The sequence below is a fragment of the Streptomyces colwelliae genome (genome assembly GCF_048158785.1).
In the GTDB taxonomy this organism is placed as follows: domain Bacteria; phylum Actinomycetota; class Actinomycetes; order Streptomycetales; family Streptomycetaceae; genus Streptomyces.
This window is the reverse complement of the sequence record NZ_JBLTJC010000011.1, coordinates 1-19,138: the sequence shown is the minus strand read 5'-3', so window position 1 is coordinate 19,138 and position 19,138 is coordinate 1. Positions and strand designations below refer to the sequence as shown.

Genomic DNA, 19,138 nt, shown 5'->3' with positions numbered 1-19,138 from the left:
CCATTGCCCAAAGGGCATACGGTTCGCGCCACTTGAGGTAGTGCACGCGGTGTAGCGCTGTCACCGAAGCTGCTCTACGTTCCTCCCGTCGCCGCATGGACGGGAGGACCACCCGGTGCGTACCGCGAACGTCCGAACCATCGTCGTCTGGACCCTCGTCGCGCTCGTCGGCGCGGCGGGCTGGTCCGTACTCGCGCTGGCGCGGGGCGAGAACGTGTCGGCCGCCTGGATGGTCGCCGCCGCGCTCGGCTCGTACGCCATCGCCTACCGCTTCTACGCGAAGTTCATCGCGTACAAGGTCCTGAAGGTCGACGGCACCCGGGCCACCCCGGCCGAACGCCTCGACAACGGCATCGACTACCACCCCACCGACCGCCGCGTCCTGCTGGGCCACCACTTCGCCGCGATCGCCGGCGCCGGACCGCTCGTCGGACCCGTACTCGCCGCGCAGATGGGCTACCTGCCCGGCACGGTGTGGATCATCGTCGGTGTCATCTTCGCGGGCGCGGTCCAGGACATGGTGGTGCTGTTCTTCTCGACCCGGCGCGACGGCAGGTCACTTGGGCAGATGGCCCGCGAGGAGATCGGCCCCTTCGGCGGCGCCGCGGCGCTGATCGCCACCTTCGCCATCATGATCATCCTGCTCGGCGTGCTGGCCCTCGTCATCGTGAACGCGCTGGCCTCCTCGCCCTGGGGCACCTTCTCCATCGGCATGACCATCCCGATCGCCCTGCTGATGGGCTTCTATCTACGGGTACTTCGCCCCGGCCGGGTCTCCGAGGTCTCCCTGATCGGCGTGGCCCTGCTGCTGCTCGCCCTGGTCGCGGGCCGCTGGGTCGCCGAGTCGTCCTGGGCCGGCACCTTCACGCTCGCGCCCTCGACGCTGGTGATCTGGCTGGTGGCGTACGGCTTCATCGCCTCGATCCTCCCCGTCTGGACCCTGCTCGCCCCGCGCGACTACCTCTCCACCTTCATGAAGATCGGCACGATCGTCCTGCTGGCGATCGGCGTCGTGGTCGCCCTGCCCGCCCTGAAGATGCCCGCCGTCACCGACTTCGCGAAACACGGCAACGGCCCGGTCTTCGCCGGCTCGCTCTTCCCCTTCGTCTTCATCACGATCGCCTGCGGGGCCCTGTCCGGCTTCCACTCGCTCATCTCCAGCGGCACGACCCCGAAGATGATCCAGAAGGAAACCCAGATCCGCATGATCGGCTACGGCGCCATGCTGATGGAGTCGTCCGTCGCCGTCATGGCCCTGGTCGCCGCGAGCATCATCGACCCGGGTCTGTACTTCGCGATGAACGCCCCGTCCGGCGCGATCGGCACGACGGTGCAGAACGCCTCGCAGGTGGTGAGCAGTTGGGGCTATCACATCTCCCCCGCCGACCTCGCTCAGGCCGCGAAGAACGTCGACGAGACCAGTCTGCTGTCCCGTACCGGCGGGGCGCCCACCCTCGCGGTCGGCGTCTCGGAGATCTTCTCCAAGGTGACCGGCGGGAGCCTGCGTGCCTTCTGGTACCACTTCGCGATCATGTTCGAGGCGCTGTTCATCCTGACCGCGCTGGACGCGGGCACGCGCGTGGGCCGGTTCATGCTCCAGGACATGCTGGGGAACGTCTACCGGCCCTTCAAGAACGTGAGTTGGAAGCCGGGCCTGGCGCTGACCAGCGCGATCGTGTGCGCGCTGTGGGGCTACTTCCTCTGGGTCGGCGTCCACGAACCCCTCGGCGGGATCAACCAGCTCTTCCCGATCTTCGGCATCTCCAACCAGCTCCTCGCGGCCGTCGCCCTGGCCGTCTGCACCACCCTCCTGGTGAAGTCCGGGCGCCTCAAGTGGGCCTGGATCACCGGGGTTCCACTCGCCTGGGACGCCACGGTCACCCTGACCGCGAGCTGGCAGAAGGTGTTCTCCAGCGACCCCAAGGTCGGCTTCTTCAAGCAACGCTCGGTGTTCCAGGACGCGATCGACGCGGGCAAGGTGCTGCCGCCCGCCAAGTCCATGGACGACATGCGCACCGTCGTCACCAACTCCACGGTGGACGGGGTGCTTTCGGCCATTCTCGCGGTGCTCGTCGTGGTCGTGATCGCGGACGCCCTTCGCGTCTGCGTTCGACACGTCCGCCGCCCCGCGCTCTCCACGCTGAGCGAGACGCCGTACGTCGAGTCGAAGATCGTGGCACCGGCCGGGCTGATCCCGACCCGGGAGGAGAAGGAAGAGGAGGCGGCGCGCGATGTGGTCGGCGTTCAGTCGGGCGACTAGCGGAGTGCGGTGGTATGTCCGAGAGTTGATGGACGAGTCGGCGTACGACCGGTATGTCGCGCACGTACGCCGGGACCACCCCGAGGCGGAGGTCCCCAGCCTCCGCGACTTCGAACGGATGCGGACGGAGCGCCAGGAGGCCGACCCGAGGCAGGGCTTCCGCTGCTGCTGAGCCCTGCTGTTGACACCGATGTCGGGCCTTCACCGAATCGACATGCCGATATGCGGACGGGGTCTTTCGCTGCGGTGATTCCGTGACCTACATTGCCTGCGCGTTACACAGGTGATCAGTGAGGGAACGGACCCGCGAAATGTCAGATGTGCCTGAAGTTCCGCCCGAAGCGGCGGCACCGGTGGTGACACCGGCGCGTGTCGTCATCGCCGTCTGCCTGTTCGCGCCCTTCGTGGCGCTGCTCTGGGTCGGCTCCTACTCCAAGATCGACCCCACGTTCATCGGCATCCCGTTCTTCTACTGGTACCAGATGCTCTGGGTGCTGATCTCGGCGGCGCTGACCATGACCGCCTACAAGCTCTGGCAGCGTGACCAGCGGACCCGCCACGGAGGCAACCGGTGAACGACGGCGTGAACGGCGTCGCTCTCGGCGTCTTCATCTTCTTCTTCCTGGCCGTCACGGTCCTGGGCTTCCTGGCGGCACGCTGGCGCCGGGCCGACAACGAGCAGAGCCTCGACGAATGGGGCCTGGGCGGACGGTCGTTCGGCACCTGGGTCACCTGGTTCCTGCTCGGCGGCGACCTCTACACGGCGTATACGTTCGTGGCGGTCCCGGCGGCGGTCTACGCGGCGGGCGCGGCCGGCTTCTTCGCGGTGCCCTACACGATCCTCGTGTACCCCCTCATCTTCACGTTCCTCCCCCGCCTCTGGTCGGTGTCGCACAAGCACGGCTACGTGACGACCTCGGACTTCGTACGCGGCCGCTTCGGCTCGAAGGGTCTTTCGCTGGCGGTGGCGGTCACCGGCATCCTCGCGACGATGCCGTACATCGCGCTCCAACTGGTCGGCATCCAGGCCGTGTTGGACGTCATGGGGGTGGGCGGCAGCGCGAGTTCCAACTGGTTCGTGAAGGACCTGCCGCTGCTGATCGCGTTCGCGGTGCTGGCCGCGTACACCTATTCATCGGGTCTACGGGCGCCCGCGCTGATCGCGTTCGTGAAGGACGGCCTGATCTACATCGTGATCGCGGTGGCGATCATCTACATCCCGATCAAGCTCGGCGGCTTCGACGACATCTTCAGCGCGGCGGGCGCCAAGTTCAAGGCGGCGGGAGCGGGCGGACTCGTCCCCGCACCGGCGGGCCAATGGACGTACGCCACACTGGCGTTGGGCTCGGCACTGGCCCTGTTCATGTACCCCCACTCGATCACCGCGACCCTGTCCTCCAAGAGCCGCAACGTGATCCGCCGCAACACCACGATCCTGCCGCTGTATTCACTGATGCTGGGCCTGCTCGCGCTGCTCGGCTTCATGGCGATCGCGGCGGGCGTCAAGGTCACCAACGGCCAACTGGCCATCCCGCAGCTGTTCGAGAACATGTTCCCGGACTGGTTCGCGGGCGTGGCCTTCGCGGCGATCGGCATCGGCGCCCTGGTCCCCGCGGCCATCATGTCCATCGCGGCGGCGAACCTCTTCACCCGCAACATCTACAAGGACTTCATCAAACCGGACGCGACCCCCGCCCAGGAGACAAAGGTCTCCAAGATCGTCTCGCTCCTGGTGAAGGTAGGCGCCCTGGCCTTCGTCCTGACGATGGACAAGACGGTCGCCATCAACTTCCAACTCCTCGGCGGCATCTGGATCCTCCAGACCTTCCCGTCCCTGGTGGGCGGCCTCTTCACCCGCTGGCCCCACCGCTGGGCCCTCCTCGCCGGCTGGGCGACCGGCATGATCTACGGCACCCTCGCCGCGTACGGCGTGGCCTCCCCGACCCAGTCCCACTTCGGCGGCTCCGCGAAGGAGATCCCGGGCATCGGTGAGATCGGCTACATCGGCCTGACGGCATTCGTCCTGAACGTCGTGGTGACGGTGGTCCTCACGTTCGCCTTGAAGGCGTTCAAGGCCCCCGAGGGCATCGACGAGACCAACCCCGGCGACTACACGGCAGACGCAGGCGACCCGGGGGTAAAAGAGGAGCTCCCCGTAATCGCCGGCGCCTGAATTTCCCAGGGGCGCGGGGAACTGCGCGACCAGCCACACACAACCCGCAGCGGGCCGCCGACAGCAAGAAAAACGGCGGCCCGTTGTCGTACCCCTCCGGCACACTCGATCACATGGACATCGTGATCCGGCAGGCCCACCCCGACGAGTACGAACCCCTCGGCACCCTCACAGCCCACGCCTACCTCGACGACGGCCTACTCGACTACGGCGAGACCGACCCGTACCTCCCCGTACTGAAGGACGTAGCAAGCCGAGCCGCAGCCGCCGAGGTTCTCGTCGCGGTGGACGGCGACCACCTCCTCGGCGGAGTCACCTTCGTCCAAGGCCCCGGCCCAGTCGCCGACATAGCCCGCCCCGGCGAGGCAGAAATCCGCGCACTGGCAATCACCCGCACCGCCCGAGGCCGCGGCGCCGGCGAGGCCCTCGTCCGCGCCTGCCTCGACCGCGCCCGAGCCACGGAGGGCTGCACGGCCGTAGTCCTGTCGACCCAGAGCTCCATGCACGCGGCCCACCGCATCTACGAACGCCTCGGTTTCGTCCGCACCCCCGACCGCGACTGGAACCCCGTGCCACACCTGGACGATCTCACTCTGCTCACCTACAAGCTGACACTCTGAAACCACCGCGACACAACATCTGGTGGTGGCGTGACAGGCGAGCACAAGATGTATGCTCATGCTCGCTGTCGCCGCAGGGGAATCCGGTGCGAATCCGGAACTGTCCCGCAACGGTGTACTTGCGTGCATATGCACGCCTGGTCAGTCCGAGGACCTGCCGACGGCGCGCGTCCGGCCACCCGGCCAGGGCGCATGACGTCCGGGCCTCGTGGAGTGGGCCGGTGGACGCGACGCCCCGTGCGCTCGTGTGCTGCCGCCTGCCCTCAGCGAGGCCCCGTGCCGAGCGAGGGAGAGCCCCACCGTGACCATCGCGCCAGCAGAGCCGGCATCAGCGACCCAGGTGAACGAGGCGACCGTAGCGAACGCGACCGGAACCGGAACCGACGTTCCTGGTACGGCCGTTCCCGGAGCGACCGTTCCCGGAGCCGACGGCCCCGGTACCGCGATCCTGCGGACCCTGACCGAGCTGACCGCCGACCTTCCCGACGCCGACCCCGGCCGGGTCGCCGCCGCCACGTTGCGCGGCCGGTCCGCGCACGCGGACGTGGCGGAACTGCGCGAACTGGCCACGGAGGCGGCCGCCGGCCTCATCTCCGAGGACCCCGTCTACTCCCGGCTGGCCGCCCGGCTGCTGACGGTCAGCATCGCCGCCGAGGCCGCCTCCCAGGGCGTCACGACGTTCACCGAATCCGTCGCCGTCGGCCACCGCGAGGGCCTCATCGCGGACCGCACCGCCGAGTTCGCGACGCTGCACGCGGCCCGTCTCGACGCGCTGATCGACACGGAGGCCGACGACCGCTTCGGCTACTTCGGGCTCCGTACGCTGTACAGCCGTTACCTCCTGCGGCACCCGATCACCCGCAAGGTGATCGAGACCCCCCAGCACTTCATGCTGCGCGTGGCCGCCGGTCTCGCCGAGGACGACAGCACCCGCGCCCTGGACGAAGTAGCCGCGCTCTACCGCCTGATGAGCCGCCTCGACTACCTCCCGTCCTCCCCCACGCTCTTCAACTCCGGCACCCGGCACCCTCAGATGTCGTCCTGCTACCTGCTCGACTCCCCGCTGGACGAGCTGGACTCCATCTACGACCGGTACCACCAGGTCGCCCGCCTCTCGAAGCACGCCGGTGGCATCGGGCTGTCGTACTCCCGTATCCGCAGCCGCGGTTCGCTGATCCGGGGGACGAACGGGCACTCCAACGGCATCGTCCCGTTCCTGAAGACGCTGGACGCCTCGGTCGCCGCGGTGAACCAGGGCGGCCGGCGCAAGGGCGCGGCCGCGGTGTACCTGGAGACCTGGCACTCCGATATCGAGGAGTTCCTGGAGCTGCGGGACAACACGGGTGAGGACGCCCGTCGTACGCACAACCTGAACCTGGCGCACTGGATCCCGGACGAGTTCATGCGCCGGGTGAACGAGAACGGCGACTGGTCGCTCTTCTCCCCCGCCGACGTGCCCGAGCTGGTCGACCTGTGGGGCGACGAGTTCGACGCCGCGTACCGCAAGGCCGAGGCGCAGGGTCTGGCCAAGAAGACCATCCCGGCCCGCGACCTCTACGGCCGCATGATGCGCACCCTCGCGCAGACCGGCAACGGCTGGATGACCTTCAAGGACGCGGCCAACCGCACCGCCAACCAGACCGCCGAGCCGGGCCACACGGTCCACTCCTCGAACCTCTGCACGGAGATCCTGGAGGTCACGGACGACGGCGAGACGGCGGTCTGCAACCTCGGTTCGGTGAACCTGGGCGCGTTCGTGGTCGACGGTGACATCGACTGGGAGCGGCTGGACGAGACGGTCCGTACCGCGGTCACCTTCCTCGACCGGGTCGTGGACATCAACTTCTACCCGACCGAGCAGGCGGGCCGTTCCAACGCCCGCTGGCGCCCGGTCGGCCTGGGCGCGATGGGCCTCCAGGACGTCTTCTTCAAGCTGCGCGTCCCCTTCGACTCCCCGCAGGCGCAGGCGCTTTCGACGCGTATCGCCGAGCGCATCATGCTCGCCGCGTACGAGGCCTCCGCCGAACTCGCCGAGCGCAACGGCCCGCTGCCCGCCTGGGAGAAGACCCGCACGGCCCGGGGTGTCCTGCACCCCGACCACTACGACGTGGAACTGACCTGGCCGGAGCGCTGGGCCGCACTGCGGGAACGTATCGCCCGAACCGGCATGCGCAACAGCCTGTTGCTGGCGATCGCCCCCACCGCCACCATCGCCTCGATCGCGGGCGTCTACGAGTGCATCGAGCCGCAGGTCTCCAATCTGTTCAAGCGCGAGACGCTCTCCGGCGAGTTCCTCCAGGTCAACTCCTACCTGGTCGACGAGTTGAAGCGGCTCGGCGTGTGGGACGCCCGCACCCGTGAGGCGCTGCGCGAGGCCAACGGCTCGGTGCAGGGCTTCAGTTGGATCCCGGCCGACGTGCGCGCCCTGTACCGCACCGCGTGGGAGATCCCGCAGCGCGGCCTGATCGACATGGCCGCCGCCCGCACGCCGTACCTGGACCAGTCCCAGTCCCTGAACCTGTTCCTGGAGACGCCGACGATCGGCAAGCTCTCCTCGATGTACGCGTACGCCTGGAAGCAGGGCCTGAAGACGACGTACTACCTGCGCTCGCGCCCGGCGACCCGCATCGCCCGCGCGGCCCAGGCTCAGACCCAAACCCCCATCCCCGTACAGCAGTTGACGCCCGACGAAGACGCGGTCGCCTGCTCCCTTGAGAACCCCGAGTCCTGCGAGGCCTGCCAGTAATGAGCTCCACCGAAAAGAACCTCCTCGACCCGGGCTTCGAGCTGACCCTCCGCCCCATGCGCTACCCGGACTTCTACGAGCGCTACCGGGACGCGATCAAGAACACCTGGACCGTCGAGGAGGTCGACCTCCACTCGGACGTCGCCGACCTCGCGAAGCTGACGCCGGGTGAGCAGCACATGATCGGCCGGCTGGTCGCGTTCTTCGCGACGGGCGACTCGATCGTGGCGAACAACCTCGTGCTGACGCTGTACAAGCACATCAACTCCCCTGAGGCGCGGCTGTACTTGAGCCGTCAGCTCTTCGAGGAGGCGGTGCACGTCCAGTTCTACTTGACGCTCCTCGACACCTACCTGCCCGACCCCGCGGACAGGGCGGCCGCCTTCGACGCGGTGGAGAACATCCCCTCCATCCGCGAGAAGGCCGAGTTCTGCTTCAAGTGGATCAACGAGGTCGAGAAGCTGGACAGCCTCCAGACCCAGGCCGACCGCCGCCGCTTCCTCCTCAACCTGATCTGCTTCGCCGCGTGCATCGAGGGCCTGTTCTTCTACGGCGCGTTCGCGTACGTCTACTGGTTCCGCAGCCGGGGTCTCCTGCACGGCCTCGCCACCGGCACCAACTGGGTGTTCCGCGACGAGACCATGCACATGAGCTTCGCCTTCGAGGTGGTCGACACCGTCCGCAAGGAGGAGCCGGAGCTGTTCGACGACCAACTCCAGCAGGAGGTGACCGACATGCTGCGCGAAGCCGTCGAGGCGGAGCTTCAGTTCGGGCGCGACCTGTGCGGTGAGGGTCTGCCGGGCATGAACACCGACTCGATGCGCCAGTACCTGGAGTGTGTCGCGGACCAGCGCCTCCAGCGGCTGGGCTTCGCGCCGGTCTACGGCTCCGAGAACCCCTTCTCCTTCATGGAGTTGCAGGGCGTCCAGGAGCTGACCAACTTCTTCGAGCGCCGCCCGTCGGCGTACCAGGTCGCGGTGGAGGGCACGGTCGACCTGGACGAGGACTTCTAGGCCCCTCGGAGGAGGGTTCCCCAGAGGGCGCCCGAGTCCCCTTATCTGCCTCTTACTTCGCGGACGGCCCATGGAGCTTCCATGGGCCGTCCATGGAGTTTCTATGGAGCGGCAAAGTTCATGGGGTGCGTCTGTTCGCGGTCTCGTCGCCCCGGCTACGTTCTGCCCGTCCTGTTCATGCCATTCACCAGTGGCCCCACAGGACGCTCAAAGTGTCATGCCCATGACGATGTCATCTGCCGCCGCTACGCGCGTCACAGGCCTGCCACCACGCCGAGGACCCCCACTCCAAATGGAGGCAGTACCCCATGCGTGAGAAGCCCAGACGGAGTCTGCGAAGACTGCTGACCGCCGCCATACCCGCCCTCACCCTCAGCGTCTTCGGGCTCGTGGCGGCCTCCCCCGCCGACGCGCAGCCCGCCCCCCAGGCAGCCGTCCAGTCCGCCCAGGTCTCCAAGGCCACCCAGAACTCCAAGGCCCTGACCTCCCCCGCGGCCCAGGCCGTCCACTCGACCGGCAAGGCCGGGCAGAAGGTGCCGACCGAGCACCTGTGTGCCGCCGCGGCCCCCGGTTCGGCATCCTGCTTCGCCCAGCGGCGCACCGACATCAAGCAGAAGCTGGCCGCCGCCGTGCACGCGGACGCCGCGGCCGCGGTCTCCGGGCTGAGCCCGGCCAACCTGCACAGCGCGTACGCGCTTCCCTCGACCGGCGGCTCCGGCCTGACGGTCGCCGTGGTCGACGCGTACAACGACCCCAACGCCGAGTCGGACCTGGCCACTTACCGCTCGAACTTCGGCCTCTCCGCCTGCACCAAGGCCAGCGGCTGCTTCAAGCAGGTCAGCCAGACCGGTTCCACCACTTCCCTGCCGACGAACGACACCGGCTGGGCGGGCGAGGAAGCGCTCGACATCGACATGGTCAGCGCCGTCTGCCCGAACTGCAACATCATCCTGGTGGAGGCCACTTCGGCCACCGACGCCAACCTCGGCACCGCGGAGAACGAGGCCGTCGCCCTGGGCGCGAAGTTCGTCTCCAACAGCTGGGGCGGCGACGAGGCCTCCTCGCAGACCTCCGAGGACACCTCGTACTTCAAGCACCCGGGCGTCGCGATCACCGTCTCCTCCGGTGACGAGGCCTACGGCGCCGAGTACCCGGCGACATCCCAGTACGTGACGGCAGTCGGCGGCACCGCGCTGTCGACGTCGTCCAGCACGCGCGGCTGGACCGAGTCCGTGTGGAAGACCAGCAGCACCGAGGGCGGTGGCTCCGGCTGCTCCGCCTACGACGCGAAGCCGACCTGGCAGACCGACACGGGCTGCACCAAGCGCATGGAGGCCGACGTCTCCGCCGTCGCCGACCCCGCCACCGGCGTGGCCGTCTACGACACCTACGGCGGCTCCGGCTGGGCGGTCTACGGCGGCACCAGCGCCTCGTCCCCGATCATCGCGGGCGTCTACGCGCTGGCCGGCACCCCGGGCTCCAGCGACTACCCGGCGAAGTACCCCTACTCCCACACCAGCAACCTGTACGACGTCACGAGCGGCAACAACGGCTCCTGCACGACGAGTTACTTCTGCACCGCGGGCACCGGCTACGACGGCCCGACCGGCTGGGGCACCCCGGACGGCACCGCCGCCTTCACCTCCGGCACCACCACGGGCAACACGGTGACCGTCACCAACCCGGGCAGCCAGTCCACCGCGACCGGCAGCGCGGCCAGCCTCCAGATCTCCGGCTCGGACAGCGCGGGCGCGGCCCTCACGTACAGCGCGACCGGACTGCCGACCGGGCTGTCGATCAGCTCGGCCGGCCTGATCTCGGGCACCGCGTCCACCGCCGGCACCTACGCCGTCACGGTGACCGCGAAGGACAGCACCGGCGCCTCCGGCTCGGCCTCCTTCACCTGGACGGTCAGCACCTCCGGCGGCGGCAGCTGCACCTCGACCCAGCTCCTGGGCAACGCGGGCTTCGAGTCCGGGAACACCACCTGGACCGCGAGCAGCGGGGTCATCACCAACGACACCGGCGAGGCGGCCCGCACCGGTTCGTACAAGGCCTGGCTCGACGGCTACGGCTCCACCCACACCGACACCCTGTCCCAGTCGGTGACCGTCCCGTCCGGCTGCACGGGCACGACCTTCACCTTCTACCTGCACGTCGACACCGCGGAGACCAGCACCAGCACGGCGTACGACAAGCTGACGGTCACCGCCGGATCCACCACCCTGGCCACCTACTCCAACCTCAACGCGGCCAGTGGGTACGTCGCGAAGTCCTTCAGCCTGTCCTCCTTCGCCGGCTCCACCGTCACGCTGAAGTTCAGCGGCGTCGAGGACTCCTCCCTCCAGACCAGCTTCGTCCTCGACGACACCGCCGTGACGACCGGCTGACCCCTTCATGAGCTGAACCCCGGCCGTCTCGCAGCGGCCGGGGTTCTGTCATGTCCACGGATATTGCACTGCTCACGAGGGATCCGGATGCGTCCGTGACACGTCAAAGGGGCAAAGGAGGCCCCCATGCGCCGATCTATTCTCGGTCCGTCCCTCGCCGTCGCCACCCTGGCGCTCGCCCTCACGGGCTGCGGCGGCACGAAGTCCGACACCGGCAGCGGCAGTGTGTCGCCGTCGTCATCCCCCACACCGAGCAAGAGCCGGTCGGCCTGTACGGCGAAGGAGACACTCGCCGCCACCGACTCGAACGGCACGTTCTGCGTGACGACCGGCAACACCGTCCGCATCCTGCTGGACGGGACGACCAGCCGCCCCTGGGCGCCGGTGAAGACCGTGGGCAGCGGCCTGAAGGCCACCAACAGCGGGATCCTGATCCGGCCCGGCGACGCGAGCAACGCGTACGAGGCGGTCTCGGCCGGGACCGTGAAGCTCACGTCGTCCCGGCCGCTGTGTGCCACCGCCGCGCACAAGATCTCATGCAAGGGCATTCAGGAATGGTCGGTCACCGTCGTGGTGTCGAAGTGATCATCCGGTGGGCGGTCCTGATCTGACGGTCGATGCGCCGGTCGTGCGCGATACCGAGCAGCGACGGGAAGGTCACGGCCACGAAGATGCCGACGACGGCGAGGAGGGCGATGAGGTTGTCCATGGCTGAGTTCATGGACATGAGTCTCGTCCTTTTGACTCCTTACCGTGAGTGGCAGGACTGCCGTACACCCTCGATTTACTGCCACTCCGGGCGCACACTGGCACCATGCTGAAAAACGTGGCCGTGGTCCTGCTCGACGGAGTCCACCCCTTCGAACTCGGCGTCGTCTGCGAGGTGTTCGGCCTCGACCGCAGCGACGAGGGGCTGCCGGTCTACGACTTCGCGGTCGCCTCTGCCGAGGGGCCGACGCTCTCCACCCACGCGGGCTTCTCCCTGGCCGTCGAGCACGGCCTGGAACGCCTGGAGAGCGCGGACCTGATCGCCGTACCGGCGGGCGCGACCTATGCGGCCCGGGAGTATCCGGAGGCACTCCTCGATGCCCTACGACGGGCCGTGGACCGGGGTGCCCGGGTGCTCAGCGTCTGTTCGGGCGTGTTCGTGCTGGCCGCCGCCGGGCTGCTGGACGGGCGGCGGTGCGCGGTGCACTGGCATCACGCGGAGCTGCTGGCCCGGCGGTACCCGAAGGTCGCCGTGGAGCCGGACGTGCTGTACGTCGACGCGGACCCGGTGATCACCTCCGCCGGTACCGCGGCCGGCATCGACGCCTGTCTGCACATCGTGCGCAAGGAGCAGGGGCCGGAGGTCGCCAACGCCATCGCGCGGCGGATGGTCGTCCCCCCGCACCGCGACGGCGGCCAGGCCCAGTACATCGAGCGGCCGCTGCCGCGCTCGCAGTGCGACACGGTGGGCGAGGTGCTGGTGTGGATGGCGGAGCACCTCGACCAGGAGGTCACCGTCGAACAGCTCGCCGCCCGCGCCCTCATGTCACCGCGCACCTTCGCCCGCCGCTTCCAGCAGGAGACCGGGACCACGCCGTACCGCTGGATCCTGCGTCAACGGGTGCTGCTGGCCCAGCAGTTGCTGGAGGGGACGGACGAGACGATGGACGCGATCGCCTGGCGCGCCGGCTTCGGCACCGCGCCCGCCCTGCGCCACCAGTTCGTCCGGGCGCTGGGCACCACCCCGAACGCCTACCGGCGTACGTTCAGGGGCCCGGAAGCCGCCTGAACGCACGCCCGTCACCTCACCTCGGCAGGGGCCTGAGCAGCAGCCGGCGCGGGTGGAGGGTGATGCCGATGCGGGTGGCGTCGTTCGAGCCGGACACCTGCTCGAAGCGGTACCTCGTCGCCACCGCCGCCGTGAGCAGGCTCAGCAGAGCCATCGAGAAGTGGTCGCTGGGACACTTCCGGTTGCCGTTGCTGAACGGGCTCATGGCGAACTTCGGTACGTCCTTGGACCGTTCCGGAAGCCAGCGGTCGGGGTCGAAGTCCTCGTTTCGGTCATACGAACGCGGGTCGCGCTGGATGGCGTAGGGGCTGTAGATGATGTCGGCCCCGGCCGGAATCCGATAGCCGCCCAGTTCGGTGTCGGCGACCGCCCGCCGCGTCAATATCCATACGGCGGGAAGCAGCCGCAGCGTCTCGACGACGACATTGTTCGTGTACGTGAGCTTGCGGACGTCGTCGAATGCCACCGGGCGGCCGCCCGTTACGGATTCAACCTCTTCGCGTACCTTGTCGGCGTGTTCCGGGTGTTCGGTGAGGATCTGGAGCAGCGACATGATCGTGGACGCGATTGTCTCGCTTCCGGGGGTGAGGATCGCGACGACCTGGTCGTGGATCTCCTGTTCCCCGATCGGGTCGCCATTGTCGTCCGTCGCCTCCAGCAATGCCGTCAGCAAATCGTCCGGCTTTTGACCAGATTCGCGCCGCTCGGCGACGATCTCGTCGACCAGGAGATGCAAATCGGCCAATGCCCGGTTGAATTGGCGGTTGGCCGGGAGGGGCAGCCGGTAGAGCGGTCCGGCCGGTATCACCATCCGCCGGTACATGCCCCGGAAGACGGTGGCGAGCGCGACGCACAGCCGCTCGGCGCGCTCGTCCATGAAGTCGCCGCGCAGCAGACAGCGGGCCGCGATCCGCACGGCGACCCGGAAGGACTCGGAGGTGCAGTCGATCATCTCGCCGGACTTCCACCGCTCGGTGAGCGCGTGCACCTCCTCCTCCATGATCGGCCCGTAGCCGGGGATCGCGTCGAGCCGGAACGCGGGCTGGATGATGCGCCGTTGGCGCCGGTGCAGGGCCCCGTTGGCGGTGGCCACCCCTTCCTTCCCGAGCAGTCCCTCCAGGGACTCCCACAGCGGGCCCGCGATGATGAACTCGGGGTTCAGCGCCAGGGCGCCGGTGAGGGCGGGCGCGGTGACGGCGTAGACCGTCTTGGGGCCGAGGCGGAGCCTTACGACGTCGCCGTGGTCGCGGAGTTGGGCCATGAAGGCCAGCGGGTCGCGGACCAGTTTCCAGCCGTGGCCGAGAAGCGGGACCCGGCCGCCCGCGACGGGCGGTTCAAGCAGCTCCGGCACCTCGGATGCCGCGGGCTGCACAGACTCGACGGTCATTTCTCACCTGCCGCTTCGTTGTTGACGTACGGGGGTGTGGACCGGTCGTCCCAGCTGTCGACCATGTAACGGCCGGACTCGTGGTGGAACCAGTAGACGGTGCTGAACCAGTTCCGCATATTGCCGAGGCAGGTCCGTACCGCGGCACTCAATTCCATTCCGCGCACCGTGCCGTCGTCGAGCCGGTCGGCGAGCCGTAAGGTGTCCTGTTCCGCGACGAGGAATTCGGCGATGCATTCCTCGACCCGGCGCCTCACTTCGGCGACCGTCTCCTCAAGAGTCAGCCCCTCGTGTGCGATGAGGCTGATTCCGAGATTGTGGAACTCGTCGCCCGCGAGCTCTTTGGGCAGCGAGCAGAGGTCGTTGTACCAGGCGGCGAATTCCTGGCTGAGCAGTGCCGCCCGCCGATATCCCGGGTGTTTCCTTACCGCGTCCGGGAGTTCGAGCCCCGCGCTCGCCTCCAGCAGATCCGTCCAGATCCAGTGGGCGAAGGTGAGCCGGCGCAGCGCGAGGTATTCCTCGACCGTGGGGACGGTCCCCTCGGTACGGTTGCGGAATTCACGGTCGTAGGCCTCGATGACCGCGTGGAAGTGCCGGGCGAACCGCGCGTTCCAGGTGTCCGGCAGGAACGAGTAGATCCGCATCATGCTGTCGGCGAACCCCGCGACCAGGGGATCCGGGTGGAGCAGATGGTGCCGTGGTGAATCCAGTGCCGCGTGCAACCGGAACCTCAACCGCCGCCAGGCGTCGGGGCGTTGGTGCACGATGTCCCGGTCGTGGCGGTCGTCCCAGACGAAGAACCACGCGCTGTAGTCCGCTATCGCCTGGAGCACCTCGTCCGGTGCGCCCAGGTAATACCCGGCCATCAGGTCCGTGTAGCACAGACCGTCGGCATATTCCCTTACCTTGTCCCCCGACATGAGGTGCTTTTCCAGCAGCCAGACACGTGTCTTCTCCTGGAGCGTCGGCCAATACGGATGCAGTTGCCGGGGAAACGCCGTCTCGATCACCGGGAGAGAGCGACGGTGGAACCTCGATCGCCGTCGTTACCGTTGCCGTTGCCGATGCGGTGCTGTGCGAGAAAGCAGGCACGAACAAACCCCTCTCAGCCGCCAGTTGCGTACGCCCCTCCCGCTGTGCCGGGCGTGCGCCGTTGCGTATCCCCGCACTTCCTATTCAGCACCACAACTGACCGTTCTGGGAATGGATTTGCTCCCTTCACTACCCCCAAGTGCCGAGAATCCCCCCTTGTGTGACCGATTCTGGATCACTACACGAGCGAAAACGATCGAATGTGCGAGGGACAGACGAACGGCGCCTGGTCAGGGAGTTGCACCTGAACAGACGCCGTACGTAAGGGAGATGGGTCGACCGCTGGGGTCGGCCGGATCAGTCGTTGGCGACCACGGGGTAGCGGGGCTCGTTCTCGGCCATCTGCCGCAGCGCGTCCTTGCGGTCACGCTTGGAGAGCCGGTCGATGTAGAGGTAGCCGTAGAGGTGATCGGTCTCGTGCTGCAAACACCGAGCGAAGTAGCCGGTGCCGCGGACCTTGATCGGGTTGCCCCGCTCGTCCTGACCGGTCACCTCGGCGTAGTCGGGCCGCGCGAGCGGCGCATACGCGGTCGGCACGGACAGACACCCCTCGTTGCTCTCGTCCAGATGCCGCTTGTCGGCGGGCAGGTCGACGAGCTTGGGATTGCAGACGACACCGACATGCCGCTTGCCCTCGTCGTCCATGCAGTCGTAGACGAAGACCTTCAGGTCGACGCCGACCTGGTTGGCGGCGAGCCCGACGCCCTCGGCGGTGCGCTGCGAGGCGAACATGTCCGCCACCAGCGTCTCCAGCTCCGCGCCGAACTCGGTGACGTCCTTGCACTCCTTGTGCAGCACCGGATTCCCGACGACCGTGATGGCCCGCGAACTCCCCCGCTCCCGCCAGGCCGCCTCACGCTCCTCGGTGCCCTCGGTGTCGACGACGAACCCCTCGTCGTCCACGGGAAGCACGCCCACGTGCTGCTGATCGGTGTCCTGCTGCGCCATGCCGACGAACGCCTTCCTCAAAAACCGGGGGGGATTACTGCTGATACAGGGTACGTGCAGCGCCCTGACAGGGGCGCGGGGCTGTGCTCGATGCGGCTCCGCCGCGTGGACGCCACCAACCACAACGCCCTGTCTTTTGTCTTTTAGGGGCGCGGGGAACTGCGCGACCAGCCACAACGGACCCGCACCCGACCACCGACCTCAGCAGACCTCTTCCAGATCCCGCCAGTCCCGAGAGTCAGGGCTATCGGCAACCCACCCGTCCAACAACCCCCGAACAAGCGACGCCGGCGCAGCCAACCCACACTCACGCTCAGGCACCCACAACTGCCCGTCCGTCCGGTGACCCAGCGGCCCAGGATGCCCCGGCTCACTGTGATCATGCGGATCAAGATGCTCCCCGTCACCCTCATCGGAAGGCATCTGGGACTCCGAACACATCCGGCACAGCAACCGCACGGAAGACGACCAGTCCTCCGCCGCGAACCCCGCATCCGCCGCCAACTGCTCCAACGCATCCCGATCGGCCTCGGCGGCAGCCTCCAGCAGCACCACCCACGTAGGCACAGGCGACGGCGCCCACAACTCGATCTCGTCGAAGACGGGGTACGAGTGCCCGGCGGCGGTCGTCCGCTCGCCGTGCGGCACCCCGTCGTGCAGGACGACCTCACCCCAGCGTCGCCCGGACGAGGGAAGCGGAATGGACAGCACCTCGATCCGCGCGGGGTCCAGCCGCCGCCCCCACACCACCTCGGCCTCCCCTTCCGGAGACAGCCGTACGGCAGCGCTGCCGAGATCCATGCCCGCCGGCTCACCCGCTCCGGTGACCCCGCCCGGCACCCGCAGCCCGTACGCCTGCCAGGCCCGCCGGGCCAGCGGCCAGTCCTGGAGGGCGGTGGCCGCGATACCCACGTTCCACCAGTCAGGCGCGCCGGCCTCCCGGTCGAGCAGCGCCACGGCCCGCAGTCCGGCCGCCCGCGCCTGCTCCCAGTCGTGCCGGAACTTGTGCAGCAGGGCGAGGTTGAACCAGGACTCGGACAGCCAGGGCTCCAGATCGGCGGCCCGCGTCAGCAGCGCGCCCGCGTCCTCGTACCGACCGTCGCCGATCAGCGTGAACGCGCGGTCTGTGGCCTGCCGCCAGGAGGCGGAGGGCCGGTGCCGTCCCTTGCCGAAGATCCTCACGATTCCCGCCTGCCAGTTCCGTTCGTTGGGCTGGCTCTGCCCCCGGACACCCTCTTCTTCGCATCCAACCACGTACGACTGGGAGGGCGCTCATTACCCATGGGTTACCCAGCCGAAGGCAAGGTCAGACAGTCCCGGGACAGTACCCGGGCCAGTGCTTCCACGACCTCGGGAGCGTAGTCCCCGGCGGTCCCGAGGCGCAGCTCCTCCAACGCCTGGAGGGGCCCGCCGGGGCCGCCTGCCCGCGTTTTCTCCTCGTACGCGTTCACGGCCCGGACGATCCGCGCGGAGAGCGGCTGCTCCCGGCACGGGTCGGCCTGCCGCTCCACGACGGCCGCCACCTGAGGACTCACCCCGGTCTGCCGTACGACGGCCCCGCCGAGCAGCGCTATCCGCCGCTGCTCCTCGGCGGGGAGTACGGCGGTGGCGCCGGCCGGTACCGGGTCGACGAGGCTGAGCTGGCCGATGTCGTGCATCAGGGCGGCGTACTCCAGGACGGTGAGGTCGGGCTCGGACAGCCCCAGGTCCCGCCCGACCGCCTGACACAGCGCGGCGACCCGGCGGGCGTGCCCGGCAGGCGTGTAACCGGCTATCTCGGTGGACCGGGCGAGGGAGGCGATGGTCTGCCGGTAGGTGTCCCGTACGGCCGCGTACCGCCGGAACGACAGCTGGGTCAGCAGCAGCGGCAGCGAGAACACGGGCAGCGCCCACAACCCCACGACGGCGACCGCGAGCGCCATCACCGCGCCGGTCGCGCACACCGCCGACCCGATCCCGAGCATCCCCCGCAGCTCGTCCCGCAGCAGCGGCCCGAACGGCCACCGGGTCCGCGAGTTCGCGACCGCGGCGGCGAGCACGGCGTCGCAGAGCGCGGTGAGGGAGAGCAGCGCGAGCAGGAGCACGGCGTAGGCGGGCCCGCCCCAGTGTCTGAACACGCCCTGGTTGTACAGGGGTTGGAAACAGACGGCCGCGAAGCCGACGGTCAGGACGCGGCGGGCCATGTGGTCCGGCGTCCGGCTCCGGCCGCGCGCGATGTGCGGAACACAGCCGACGAGGGCGGCCGCCACGACCACGGCGACGACCTGGAAGACACCGTGGTGGGTGGGCTCGCCCGCGTCGGCGCCGAGCAGGGCGTAGGAGAGGGCGCCGGCCGCGCCGAGGGGGGCGGTTTCGCGGAGACCGGTTCCGTTCCAGCGGCTCAACTCCCCTACGGCGACGAGTACTCCGAAGGCGAGGGCTACTCCGGGTTCTTCGAGGCCGGTCCAGAGGGTGAGGGTGAGGGAGGTGGTGGCGAGGAGGGTGGCGGAGGTGTGGATGAGGGTGAGGGTGAGAGAGTCCCGCATCAGACCGGCGAGGGCCTGCTCGGTGGACGTGATCTCCTCGCTCAGCCGCGCCGCCTCAGCGGGACGATCCCGGCGTGACCGGGCGCGCGCGAAACTGCGCATCGACGTCGAGGACATCCGGGCGATCAACCCGGACATCATCTACGTGCGGGGCAGCGGCTTCGGCCCGCGCGGCGACGAGGCCACCAAGGGCGGCTACGACAGCAC

Annotated in this window: 16 protein-coding genes, 1 pseudogene and 1 riboswitch; of the genes and pseudogenes, 11 read left to right on the top strand and 6 right to left on the bottom strand. The window is 68.6% G+C overall.

What is annotated here, in order from left to right:
- The first annotated feature begins 115 nt into the window (after positions 1 to 115).
- The 9 genes from ACNFOC_RS04055 to ACNFOC_RS04015 all read left to right on the top strand — a co-directional run bounded on the left by ACNFOC_RS04055 (position 116) and on the right by ACNFOC_RS04015 (position 11,787).
- A complete protein-coding gene (locus ACNFOC_RS04055; protein ID WP_416956630.1) occupies positions 116 to 2,260 on the top strand; it encodes a carbon starvation CstA family protein in 2,145 nt (714 codons plus the stop codon).
- Positions 2,232 to 2,432 carry a YbdD/YjiX family protein gene (locus ACNFOC_RS04050; protein WP_416956628.1) on the top strand — a complete coding sequence of 67 codons (201 nt, stop codon included), beginning with the start codon at positions 2,232 to 2,234 and terminating at the stop codon, positions 2,430 to 2,432. The genes ACNFOC_RS04055 and ACNFOC_RS04050 overlap by 29 nt, the downstream gene beginning before the upstream one ends.
- Positions 2,433 to 2,571: 139 nt before the next feature.
- On the top strand, positions 2,572 to 2,835 hold the full coding sequence (locus tag ACNFOC_RS04045) for a DUF3311 domain-containing protein (RefSeq protein WP_416956626.1): 264 nt from the start codon (positions 2,572 to 2,574) through the stop codon (positions 2,833 to 2,835).
- On the top strand, positions 2,832 to 4,433 hold the full coding sequence (gene mctP, locus ACNFOC_RS04040; protein WP_416956624.1) for a monocarboxylate uptake permease MctP: 1,602 nt from the start codon (positions 2,832 to 2,834) through the stop codon (positions 4,431 to 4,433). Before ACNFOC_RS04045 ends, mctP begins: the two co-directional genes overlap by 4 nt.
- 113 nt (positions 4,434 to 4,546) lie before the next feature.
- The gene (locus ACNFOC_RS04035; protein WP_416956622.1) at positions 4,547 to 5,053 is read left to right on the top strand and encodes a GNAT family N-acetyltransferase; all 507 of its coding nucleotides are present in this window, start codon (positions 4,547 to 4,549) and stop codon (positions 5,051 to 5,053) included.
- A gap of 52 nt (positions 5,054 to 5,105) precedes the next feature.
- Positions 5,106 to 5,229: riboswitch (cobalamin riboswitch) on the top strand.
- A gap of 125 nt (positions 5,230 to 5,354) precedes the next feature.
- A complete protein-coding gene (locus tag ACNFOC_RS04030; protein ID WP_416956620.1) occupies positions 5,355 to 7,799 on the top strand; it encodes a ribonucleoside-diphosphate reductase subunit alpha in 2,445 nt (814 codons plus the stop codon).
- The gene (locus ACNFOC_RS04025) at positions 7,799 to 8,812 is read left to right on the top strand and encodes a ribonucleotide-diphosphate reductase subunit beta (protein WP_019058297.1); all 1,014 of its coding nucleotides are present in this window, start codon (positions 7,799 to 7,801) and stop codon (positions 8,810 to 8,812) included. Before ACNFOC_RS04030 ends, ACNFOC_RS04025 begins: the two co-directional genes overlap by 1 nt.
- A gap of 308 nt (positions 8,813 to 9,120) precedes the next feature.
- Complete coding sequence (locus tag ACNFOC_RS04020) at positions 9,121 to 11,202, top strand: putative Ig domain-containing protein (protein ID WP_416956618.1); 2,082 nt, start codon at positions 9,121 to 9,123, stop codon at positions 11,200 to 11,202.
- 126 nt (positions 11,203 to 11,328) lie between these two features.
- On the top strand, positions 11,329 to 11,787 hold the full coding sequence (locus tag ACNFOC_RS04015) for a hypothetical protein (RefSeq protein WP_416956617.1): 459 nt from the start codon (positions 11,329 to 11,331) through the stop codon (positions 11,785 to 11,787).
- Here the strand turns inward: ACNFOC_RS04015 and ACNFOC_RS04010 are convergent.
- Positions 11,765 to 11,929 (bottom strand): hypothetical protein, encoded by a 165-nt coding sequence (locus tag ACNFOC_RS04010; RefSeq protein WP_416956615.1) that lies wholly within the window; start codon positions 11,927 to 11,929, stop codon positions 11,765 to 11,767. The genes ACNFOC_RS04015 and ACNFOC_RS04010 overlap by 23 nt on opposite strands.
- Positions 11,930 to 12,016: 87 nt before the next feature.
- Between ACNFOC_RS04010 and ACNFOC_RS04005 the strand changes: the two genes are divergently transcribed.
- On the top strand, positions 12,017 to 12,979 hold the full coding sequence (locus tag ACNFOC_RS04005) for a GlxA family transcriptional regulator (RefSeq protein WP_416956613.1): 963 nt from the start codon (positions 12,017 to 12,019) through the stop codon (positions 12,977 to 12,979).
- Between the two features lie 16 nt (positions 12,980 to 12,995).
- Here the strand turns inward: ACNFOC_RS04005 and ACNFOC_RS04000 are convergent, their stop codons facing one another.
- The 5 genes and pseudogenes from ACNFOC_RS04000 to ACNFOC_RS03980 form a co-directional block, all read right to left on the bottom strand.
- A complete protein-coding gene (locus ACNFOC_RS04000; RefSeq protein ID WP_416956611.1) occupies positions 12,996 to 14,366 on the bottom strand; it encodes a bifunctional albaflavenone monooxygenase/terpene synthase in 1,371 nt (456 codons plus the stop codon).
- Positions 14,363 to 15,458: pseudogene (gene cyc1 / locus ACNFOC_RS03995) on the bottom strand (epi-isozizaene synthase). The gene ACNFOC_RS04000 and the pseudogene cyc1 overlap by 4 nt, the downstream one beginning before the upstream one ends.
- A 297-nt stretch (positions 15,459 to 15,755) precedes the next feature.
- A complete protein-coding gene (gene def / locus ACNFOC_RS03990; RefSeq protein WP_416956609.1) occupies positions 15,756 to 16,406 on the bottom strand; it encodes a peptide deformylase in 651 nt (216 codons plus the stop codon).
- A 201-nt stretch (positions 16,407 to 16,607) separates the two neighbouring features.
- Positions 16,608 to 17,588 (bottom strand): tetratricopeptide repeat protein, encoded by a 981-nt coding sequence (locus ACNFOC_RS03985; protein WP_416956607.1) that lies wholly within the window; start codon positions 17,586 to 17,588, stop codon positions 16,608 to 16,610.
- A gap of 104 nt (positions 17,589 to 17,692) precedes the next feature.
- The gene (locus ACNFOC_RS03980) at positions 17,693 to 18,931 is read right to left on the bottom strand and encodes an HD-GYP domain-containing protein (RefSeq protein WP_416956605.1); all 1,239 of its coding nucleotides are present in this window, start codon (positions 18,929 to 18,931) and stop codon (positions 17,693 to 17,695) included.
- A 28-nt stretch (positions 18,932 to 18,959) separates the two neighbouring features.
- Here ACNFOC_RS03980 and ACNFOC_RS03975 point away from each other — a divergent pair.
- Positions 18,960 to 19,138 (top strand): CoA transferase (locus ACNFOC_RS03975; protein ID WP_416956707.1); only part of this gene is annotated, 179 nt, incomplete at its 3' end.

Excerpts from the sequence above, each read along its gene's own strand:
- ACNFOC_RS04035 (WP_416956622.1), top strand. The coding sequence starts at position 4,547 with ATGGACATCGTGATCCGGCAGGCCCACCCCGACGAGTACGAACCCCTC.
- ACNFOC_RS04020 (WP_416956618.1), top strand. The coding sequence starts at position 9,121 with ATGCGTGAGAAGCCCAGACGGAGTCTGCGAAGACTGCTGACCGCCGCC.
- ACNFOC_RS04010 (WP_416956615.1), bottom strand. The coding sequence starts at position 11,929 with ATGTCCATGAACTCAGCCATGGACAACCTCATCGCCCTCCTCGCCGTC.
- ACNFOC_RS04050 (WP_416956628.1), top strand. The coding sequence starts at position 2,232 with ATGTGGTCGGCGTTCAGTCGGGCGACTAGCGGAGTGCGGTGGTATGTC.
- ACNFOC_RS04005 (WP_416956613.1), top strand. The coding sequence starts at position 12,017 with ATGCTGAAAAACGTGGCCGTGGTCCTGCTCGACGGAGTCCACCCCTTC.
- ACNFOC_RS04045 (WP_416956626.1), top strand. The coding sequence starts at position 2,572 with ATGTCAGATGTGCCTGAAGTTCCGCCCGAAGCGGCGGCACCGGTGGTG.
- ACNFOC_RS03980 (WP_416956605.1), bottom strand. The coding sequence starts at position 18,931 with ATGCGGGACTCTCTCACCCTCACCCTCATCCACACCTCCGCCACCCTC.
- ACNFOC_RS04025 (WP_019058297.1), top strand. The coding sequence starts at position 7,799 with ATGAGCTCCACCGAAAAGAACCTCCTCGACCCGGGCTTCGAGCTGACC.
- ACNFOC_RS04015 (WP_416956617.1), top strand. The coding sequence starts at position 11,329 with ATGCGCCGATCTATTCTCGGTCCGTCCCTCGCCGTCGCCACCCTGGCG.
- ACNFOC_RS04000 (WP_416956611.1), bottom strand. The coding sequence starts at position 14,366 with ATGACCGTCGAGTCTGTGCAGCCCGCGGCATCCGAGGTGCCGGAGCTG.
- def (WP_416956609.1), bottom strand. The coding sequence starts at position 16,406 with ATGGCGCAGCAGGACACCGATCAGCAGCACGTGGGCGTGCTTCCCGTG.